This window comes from Curtobacterium sp. MCBA15_005 (assembly GCF_001864855.1).
In the GTDB taxonomy this organism is placed as follows: domain Bacteria; phylum Actinomycetota; class Actinomycetes; order Actinomycetales; family Microbacteriaceae; genus Curtobacterium; species Curtobacterium flaccumfaciens.
Genome location: NZ_MJGL01000067.1, coordinates 99,056 through 106,703 on the forward strand (window position 1 = coordinate 99,056; position 7,648 = coordinate 106,703).

Here is a 7,648-nt window from a genome sequence, read left to right on the forward strand (position 1 = left end):
ATAGCCCCTGCACGGCACAACCGTGCGGCACGGATGTTCGCGCTGCCCCGTGCGCGAACGACGACAGGCGCCGGGTAGATACCCGACGCCTGTCGCTTTTCTTTCGTGGAGCTGTGGCTACAGCAGACCCTCGGCCTTGAGCCAGTCCTCGGCGATGGTGGACGCCTTCTCCTTGTCGGCCGTGCTCTTGGTGTTGAGCTCGATCAGGGCCTCGGTCGTGAGCTTCTCGTTGACCGAGTCGATCGCGTCCGCAGCCTTCTCGTTGACCTTCTTCGAGACGACCGGCACGACGTTCTGCGGCAGGATCAGGTTCTCCGGGTCCTTCAGCGTGACGAAGCCGTTCGCCTTGATGCTCGGGTCGGCCGTGTAGATGTCGGCCAGCTGGACGGTGTCGTCCTTGAGCGCCTTCACCGTCAGGGCGCCGCCGCCGTCCTCGATCGCCTTGAAGTCGACGTCGACGCCGTAGACCGACTTGAGCCCCTTCGGGCCGTACGGCCGCGTCTGGTTCTCGGAGTTGGCGCCCACGGTGAGCTTCTCGTCGACGTTCTTCAGGTCGGCCAGGCTCGTGACGTCGTTGTCCTCGGAGAACTTCTTCGTGACGGTGTAGCTGTCCTGGTCGGTGGCGTCGGCCTCGTCGAGGACCCGGAGGCCCTTCGGCAGGGCCTTGTCGAGCCCGTCGTCGATCTGGTCTGCGGTCTTCGCGTCCGAGTTCTTGTCGAAGTACTGCAGCAGGTTGCCGCTGTACTCGGGCATGACGTCGATGGCGCCCTTCTCGAGCTGCGGGATGTAGACCTCACGCTGCCCGATGTTGAAGTTGCGCTTCACGTCGAAGCCGTCCTTCTCGAGGACCTGGGCGTAGAGCTCGGCGATGATCTCGTTCGAGTAGTACTGCTGCGAGCCGACGACGATGGTCTTCGAATCGGACGAGTCGCTGGAGCCGCTGTCGAGCGGGTCGCTCGACGCGCAGCCGGCGAGGGCGGCGACGACGCCCACCGCCATCGCGGCGGCGACACCGGCGCGGATCTTGGGTGCTGTGATCACGAGGGATTTCCTTCCGGGAGTGGATTGCGGGCTCGCTCTCGCGACCCCTGACGCTGTCGGGCCGACGGGTCCGCGGTGCCCTTCGGCACCGCCGCCCGCTGCAGCACGGCGAACACGATCTCGAACGCGATCGCGAGGGCGATCACGAGGATGGAGGCGCCGAGCATCTCGGCGTAGTCCTGGGTCTTCAGGCCGAGGAAGAAGTACCCGCCGAGGCCACCGGCCCCGACGTACGCGGCGAGCGTGGCCGTCGCGACGACCTGCAGCACCGCGGCACGGATGCCACCGATCAGGAGCGGGAGCCCGAGCGGGATCTCGACCTTCCACAGGATCTGCCAGCCGGTCATGCCCTGGGCCTTCGCGGCGTCGACGACCCCCGGGTCGACGGACTCGATGCCGGAGTACGCACCAGCGAGCACCGACGGGATCGCCAGGATGACGAGGGCGAGCAAGGGAGCCTGCAGTCCGATGCCGAGCAGCAGCCCGAACAGCGAGAGCACGCCGAGTGTCGGAAGCGCCCGCACCCCCCCGGACACCGCGATCGAGAAGCCGCGAGCACGGCGCGTGTGGCCGATCGCGTACCCGACCGGTACGGCGATGACGGCGGCGATGAGCACCGCGAGCAGGGTGATCCAGACGTGTTCCCAGAGGCGCTGGGGGATGCCGTTGTAGCCGCCGTAGTTCGCGGGGTCGAACACCCACGCGAAGGCCTGTCCGATGATCACGAGGAGACCTCCGCTGCTTGCAGGACCCGGCGGGCCTGTCGGCGTGACACCGAGTTCGTCCGGGTCCACGGCATGACCAGGCGCCCGAGCAGCACGAGGAGGCCGTCGAGGGCGAAGGCGAGCACGAGCACCATCACGATGCCGGAGAGGATCTCCTCGTAGATCCCGCGCCCCAGGCCGTCGGTGAACAGGAGGCCGAGACTCGGGATGCCGAGGACCGCGCCGACCGTGGTCAGCGAGATCGTGGAGACCGAGACCACCCGGAGCCCGGCCAGCAGGACGGGACCGGCGAGCGGGAGCTCCACACGGAAGAACCGCTGCGCCGGTGAGTAGCCCATCGCGGTCGAGGCGGACTTGGTCTCGGAGTCGACCGAGGTCAGCCCGTCGACCGTGGACCGGACCATCAGCGCGAGGCCGTACAGCGTCAGACCGATGACGACGTTGATCGGGCTCTGCAGGCCGGTGCCGATGATGCTCGGGAGCGCCACGAACAGGGCGAGCGACGGGATGGCGTAGAGCAGACCGGCGAGGGTCACGATGCTGCTGCCCACTCCCGACGCGAAGCGCGACCCACCGGGGTGCTGCAGCCGGACCACCAGCCACCCGATCGGGATCGACAGCAGGAACGCGACGATGATCGGCGGGATCGCGATCGCGAGGTGGGAGAGCGTGTTGTCCCAGATCGTGTCGAGGTTCGCCAGCACCCACTTCACCGGGTGCCCCCACCCTGCGCCGGAGCACCCGGTGCGTCGTGCGACGCTCCGGCCTCTGCTGCTCGGGCGTCGGACTGCGGCACGGCCTCGGCGGCGTCGACGACCCCGACGGGGCCCGTCAGCACGCCGGCCGCGCGGCCTTCACCGTCGACGACGATCGGACCGGTCGGGGTCTGCTCGACTCGGAGCGCGCGGCGCCCGCGTCCGGCGCCGATGAACGTGGCGACGAAGTCGTCGGCGGGTGCGGCGAGGATCTCGGCCGGCGTCCCCTGCTGGGCGATCTCGCCGCCCTTCTTGAGGATGACGACCTGGTCGCCGAGCTTGAACGCCTCGTCGATGTCGTGCGTCACGAACACGACGGTCTTGCCGAGCTCGCGCTGCAGGCGGATGAGCTCGTCCTGCAGGTCGTTGCGCACCAGGGGGTCGACAGCACCGAACGGCTCGTCCATGAGCAGGATGTTCGGGTCGACGGCCAGCCCGCGGGCCACACCGACGCGCTGCTGCTGGCCGCCGGACAGCTGTGACGGGTAGCGGTCGGCGAAGGCACGGTCGAGTCCGACGGTGTCCATGAGCTCGAGGGCGCGCTTGCGGGCGTCGGCCTTGGAGACGCCGGTCAGCAGCGGGACGGTCGCGATGTTGTCGACGACCTTGCGGTGCGGCAGCAGTCCGGAGTTCTGCATGACGTACCCGATGTGGCGACGGAGCTCGACGGGGTTGATCCCGGCGACGTCCGAGCCGTCGATCTCGACGGTGCCGGAGGTGGGGTCGACCATGCGGTTGATCATGCGGAGCAGGGTGGTCTTGCCACAGCCGCTGGATCCGACGAAGACGGTGGTGGTCCGGGACGGGATGACCAGATCGAAGTGCTCGACCGCAGTCGTGCCGTCCGGGTAGGTCTTGCGTACCGAGCGGAACTCGATCATGGGGTGCCCTTCTGTTCGGAGGTAGCCCGACTCCGGATGAGAGTACCCGGGGGTGCCGACATCGGTTCGCTGTGACGATCCGTGACGGCCCCGCGGCGGTGCACCGGTCGGTGGGGATGCCGACGGGCACGACGGGATCGGCGGGGACGACGACGCCCGCGCCTCGGTGTTCGGAGGCGCGGGCGGATCGGATCGGTCACCGGCGTGTCGCGCCGGCTGAGTGGGTGGTCAGGACGCCGCGATCACCGATTCCAGGTGCGCACGGTTCATCCGGCGGTACTCCTCGATCAGCTCCGTGTCGGGGTGCTCGCGGTCGCGGTGCGCCCGCGCCAGCACCGCGTGACCGGACTCGGCGAGGACGACCCAGGCGCGGGTGATGTGCTCGTCGTCCGGCAGGCCGAAGCGGTCGCGCATGATCTGGCCCACGGTCGCTCCGAGTGCGCCCATGCGGTCCTCGGCGTCACCGGTACCGGTGTCCGCCGGGTCACCGAAGCGGATGGCCCGGAAGCCGGGTTCGGTGCGGTACATCTCGGCGGTCATGTCGATGAGCGCGTCGTTCGCGTCCTGCCAGGTCTCGGCACCGCTGGCGTCGAGGGCCTCGACGAAGCGGGAGGCGAGCCGCTGGGTGCAGCGGATCGCGAGTGCCTCGACCACGGCGATGCGGTCCGGGAAGTACCGGTAGACGGTGCCGATCGACGCCCCCGCGCGCTCGGCGACCATGGCGGTCGTGAGCCGTTCGAACCCGATCTCGTCGATCACCGCGGCTGCGGCGTCGAGGAGGCCGGCGAGGCGCGCCGAACTGCGGGCTTGGACCGGCTCGTTCCTGAGCAGTGATGATCCCCCCGGCAGAGCGTTCGTTACCTCGGTGACGAGCACGTGTTCTCCTCTTGCGCTCCAGCGCGGTTGGTTGGTGTGACGGGGACAACTTTCGCAGAACGCGCCTGGAACATGGCTGCGACTCACCAGTTCCGCCCAGCGCGCGGTTTCGTCAGCCGTACATGGGATGATGGCGCCATGCCCGACCCGACGTCCCACGAGCCGTCGTTGGCCGAGCCGCTCCTGCACCGCGCGGCCCGCATCGAGGACGCCGTCCAGGAGTTCCGCGAGCACCGTGCACGCCGTCGCGGACTGGTGCCGACGGTGGTCCCGTACACCGGCTACGGCGCGCCCGGTTGGGTGCGCATCCTGTGCCGTGTGCTGCTGACCCGCCGCGGTCTCGCCTCCGACGTCTCCTACGCCGGCGTCCGAGGCTGGAAGAGCTTCACGAGCGTGGCCGTCGACCACGCCGAGGTCACCGTCACCGCCGGCGGTGTCTCCCACGTCGTGAAGACCGACCGTGGCGGCGTCGTCGACACCATCGTCCCGATCGACCTCGAGCCCGGCTGGCGCACGGTGCGGCTGTCGGCAGGCGGCGGGCGCGACGTCGAGGCCGACGTGTTCGTCGTGCACCCGGACACCCGCTTCGGGCTGCTGTCCGACATCGACGACACCGTCATGGTGACCTCGCTCCCCCGCCCCATGCTCGCCGCCTGGAATTCGTTCGTGCTGACCGAGCACGCCCGCCGCCCGGTGCCGGGCATGTCCGTGCTGTACGAGCGGATCCTCGCGCAGCACCCCGGTTCCCCGACGGTCTACCTGTCGACCGGGGCGTGGAACGTGGCTCCGACGCTGCAGCGCTTCCTGTCCCGCAACATGTACCCGTCCGGCACGCTCCTGCTCACCGACTGGGGTCCCACCCACGACCGGTTCTTCCGCAGCGGCCAGCTGCACAAGCAGGAGAACCTGCGGCGGCTCGCCAAGGACTTCCCGGACATCCGCTGGCTCCTGGTCGGCGACGACGGACAGCACGACGAGAGCCTCTACGGGGACTTCTCGCGGGAGCACCCGGACAACGTCGCGGGCGTCGCCATCCGGCAGCTGTCCACGAGCGAAGCGGTCCTGGCCGGCGGTCGCTCGCGGGCGCAGGAACGCTCCCGTGACTCCTCGGCGCCCTGGGTGTACGCACCGGACGGCGCCGGCCTGTGGAGCGAGCTCGCTCGGGTCGGCATCATCGAGTCCGACGCCTCCGACCCGGCCTGAGCGACCCTTCATCACGATCTCGGCCCGGAGCCCCCGTCGCCGACCGCGGCGCTCGGGCATCGGGTGTTCGATCGGTCCATGAGCACCGAGCCGGCCGCGCCGCCCGAAGCCGCACCACACCCAGCCGCACCGCAACCAGCGCCGAACACACCGCCGAACCGCATCGAGGACCACGCCCTGATCGGTGACACCGGCACCGCTGCCCTGGTCGGCCGCGACGGGACCATCGACTGGGCGTGCCTGCCGCGCTTCGACAGCTCGTCCACCTTCGCCTCGCTGCTCGGCACCGAGGACCACGGGCACTGGACCCTGCGACCCGTGGACGACGACGCCACCGCCGAGTGGCGGTACCACGGTGACACCCTGGTGCTCTCGACCGTGTGGACAACCCGTGCCGGCGTGGTCGAGGTCACCGAGTTCATGCCCGTCGGCGCACACCGCCCCTCGATCGTCCGCCGGGTGCGTGGGCTCCGCGGCACCGTCGAGCTCCGGCAGACGCTCCGGATCCGCTTCGACTACTCGCGCGCCCTGCCCTGGATCCGGCAGATCGGGGACGACGACGAACCGGCGCTGCTCGCGACGGCGGGCCCCGGCTCGGTGATCGTCCGGGGGCCGCGGTTCCGCGCCGACGACCACCGGCACACCGCCGTCACGACGATCCACGACGGCGACGTGCTCGACACGGTGCTCACCTGGTACCCGTCGCACCGCGAGCCGCCGGAGCCGCTCGACGTCGACGCGGCCCTCGCCCACACCGTCTCGTGGTGGACGGCGTGGACCGCCCCTGCGCAGACCACCGGGCGGTACGCCCACGCCGCACGACGGTCGCTGGTGTTCCTCCGCGCGATGACCCACGGCGAGACCGGTGGCGTCGTCGCCGCCGCGACCACGGGCCTGCCGGAGGACCCCGGCGGCGAACGCAACTGGGACTACCGCTACGTGTGGCTGCGCGACGCCTCCCTCGCGCTCGCGTCGCTCATCGCCCACGGCTACCGCGACGAGGCCACGCACTGGCGCGGCTGGCTGCTGCGCGCGATCGCAGGCGACCCCGCCGACGTGCAGATCATGTACGGCATCGCCGGCGAACGCGAGCTGCCCGAACGGGAGCTGCCCGAACTGCCGGGGTACCTCGGGTCGACGCCCGTGCGCGTCGGCAACGGTGCCTCGACCCAGTACCAGGGCGACGTCTTCGGCGAGGTGCTCGCGGCACTGCACGACGCCCGCGAGCTCGGGGTCGAGGAGAACGCCGACTCCTGGGCGCTGCAACGGGCACTGCTCGGCTACGTCGAGGAGCACTGGCAGGAGCCGGACAACGGCATCTGGGAGATGCGCGGCCCGCGGCGCAGCTTCACCCACTCGCGGGTGATGATCTGGGCTGCGTTCGACCGCGGGGTCGCCGCGGTCGAGGAGTTCGGCCTCGAGGGCCCCGTCGACCGCTGGCGCACCCTGCGCGACACCGTCCGCGCCGAGATCGAGGAGCACGGCTGGAACGCCGATCGCGGTTCGTTCCGCCAGCACTACGACACCGACGAGGTCGACGCGAGTCTGCTCGTCCTGCCGCAGGTCGGGTTCTGCCGCGCCGACGACCCCCGGATGACGGGCACCGTCCGCGCCATCGAGGAGGACCTGCGCGTCGGGGACGACGGCCTCGTGCTCCGCTACCGCACGACGGCCGGCTTCGACGGGCTGTCCGGTGCCGAGCACCCGTTCCTGGCGTGCTCGTTCTGGCTGGTGGAGCAGTACGCGGCCTCGGGACGGGTCGAGGACGCCGAGCGCCTGATGGACGTGCTCGTCGGGTACGCGAACGACGTCGGCATGCTCTCCGAGGAGATCGACGTCGCCACCGGACACCACATCGGCAACACCCCGCAGGTGCTGTCGCACCTGACGCTCGTGTCGGCAGCGGACGCCATCGAGCGTGCACGTGGCGCGACCGTCGGGCGCCGCACACGGTTGCCCGTCCACGACGGCGGCACGCGGTCGTGGACCGGCGAGGGTGAGCGCGCCGGCTCCCCCGCCTGACGTCCGGCTCAGCCCCCGGGAGACGCCGTCGTCTTCGCGCGACACCTCGAAGCCGCCGAGACGCCGCAGGATCCGGCGGCGTCTCGACGACACGACGGCGTCTTGCGGTGCCCTGATGGTGACTCCACGACGGACGGGAGGCCCG

At 70.5% G+C, this 7,648-nt stretch carries 7 protein-coding genes; 2 read left to right on the top strand and 5 right to left on the bottom strand.

The features are described from left to right. Window positions 1-117: 117 nt before the first annotated feature. From BIU89_RS15815 to BIU89_RS15835, 5 genes are all read right to left on the bottom strand, one after another. Window positions 118-1,041 (bottom strand): ABC transporter substrate-binding protein, encoded by a 924-nt coding sequence (locus BIU89_RS15815; RefSeq protein ID WP_138803100.1) that lies wholly within the window; start codon window positions 1,039-1,041, stop codon window positions 118-120. Continuing rightward, window positions 1,038-1,766, bottom strand: a complete 729-nt coding sequence (locus BIU89_RS15820) for an ABC transporter permease (RefSeq protein ID WP_027465273.1) — start codon at window positions 1,764-1,766, stop codon at window positions 1,038-1,040. The genes BIU89_RS15815 and BIU89_RS15820 overlap by 4 nt, the downstream gene beginning before the upstream one ends. After that, the gene (locus tag BIU89_RS15825) at window positions 1,763-2,479 is read right to left on the bottom strand and encodes an ABC transporter permease (RefSeq protein ID WP_071248154.1); all 717 of its coding nucleotides are present in this window, start codon (window positions 2,477-2,479) and stop codon (window positions 1,763-1,765) included. The genes BIU89_RS15820 and BIU89_RS15825 overlap by 4 nt, the downstream gene beginning before the upstream one ends. After that, window positions 2,476-3,402, bottom strand: a complete 927-nt coding sequence (locus tag BIU89_RS15830) for an ABC transporter ATP-binding protein (RefSeq protein WP_071248155.1) — start codon at window positions 3,400-3,402, stop codon at window positions 2,476-2,478. Before BIU89_RS15830 ends, BIU89_RS15825 begins: the two co-directional genes overlap by 4 nt. Before the next feature lie 228 nt (window positions 3,403-3,630). Beyond that, window positions 3,631-4,161: a TetR/AcrR family transcriptional regulator gene (locus tag BIU89_RS15835; RefSeq protein WP_175475042.1), complete on the bottom strand. Its 531-nt coding sequence runs from the start codon at window positions 4,159-4,161 to the stop codon at window positions 3,631-3,633. Between the two features lie 255 nt (window positions 4,162-4,416). Between BIU89_RS15835 and BIU89_RS15840 the strand changes: the two genes are divergently transcribed. After that, a complete protein-coding gene (locus BIU89_RS15840) occupies window positions 4,417-5,481 on the top strand; it encodes an App1 family protein (RefSeq protein WP_071248161.1) in 1,065 nt (354 codons plus the stop codon). Window positions 5,482-5,559: 78 nt separating this feature from the next. Beyond that, a complete protein-coding gene (locus BIU89_RS15845; protein WP_071248163.1) occupies window positions 5,560-7,503 on the top strand; it encodes a glycoside hydrolase family 15 protein in 1,944 nt (647 codons plus the stop codon). The last annotated feature ends 145 nt before the right edge of the window (window positions 7,504-7,648 follow it).

Bases quoted from the DNA above. Each gene is read 5' to 3' on its own strand.
- BIU89_RS15830 (WP_071248155.1), bottom strand. From the start codon at position 3,402: ATGATCGAGTTCCGCTCGGTACGCAAGACCTACCCGGACGGCACGACT.
- BIU89_RS15840 (WP_071248161.1), top strand. From the start codon at position 4,417: ATGCCCGACCCGACGTCCCACGAGCCGTCGTTGGCCGAGCCGCTCCTG.
- BIU89_RS15845 (WP_071248163.1), top strand. From the start codon at position 5,560: ATGAGCACCGAGCCGGCCGCGCCGCCCGAAGCCGCACCACACCCAGCC.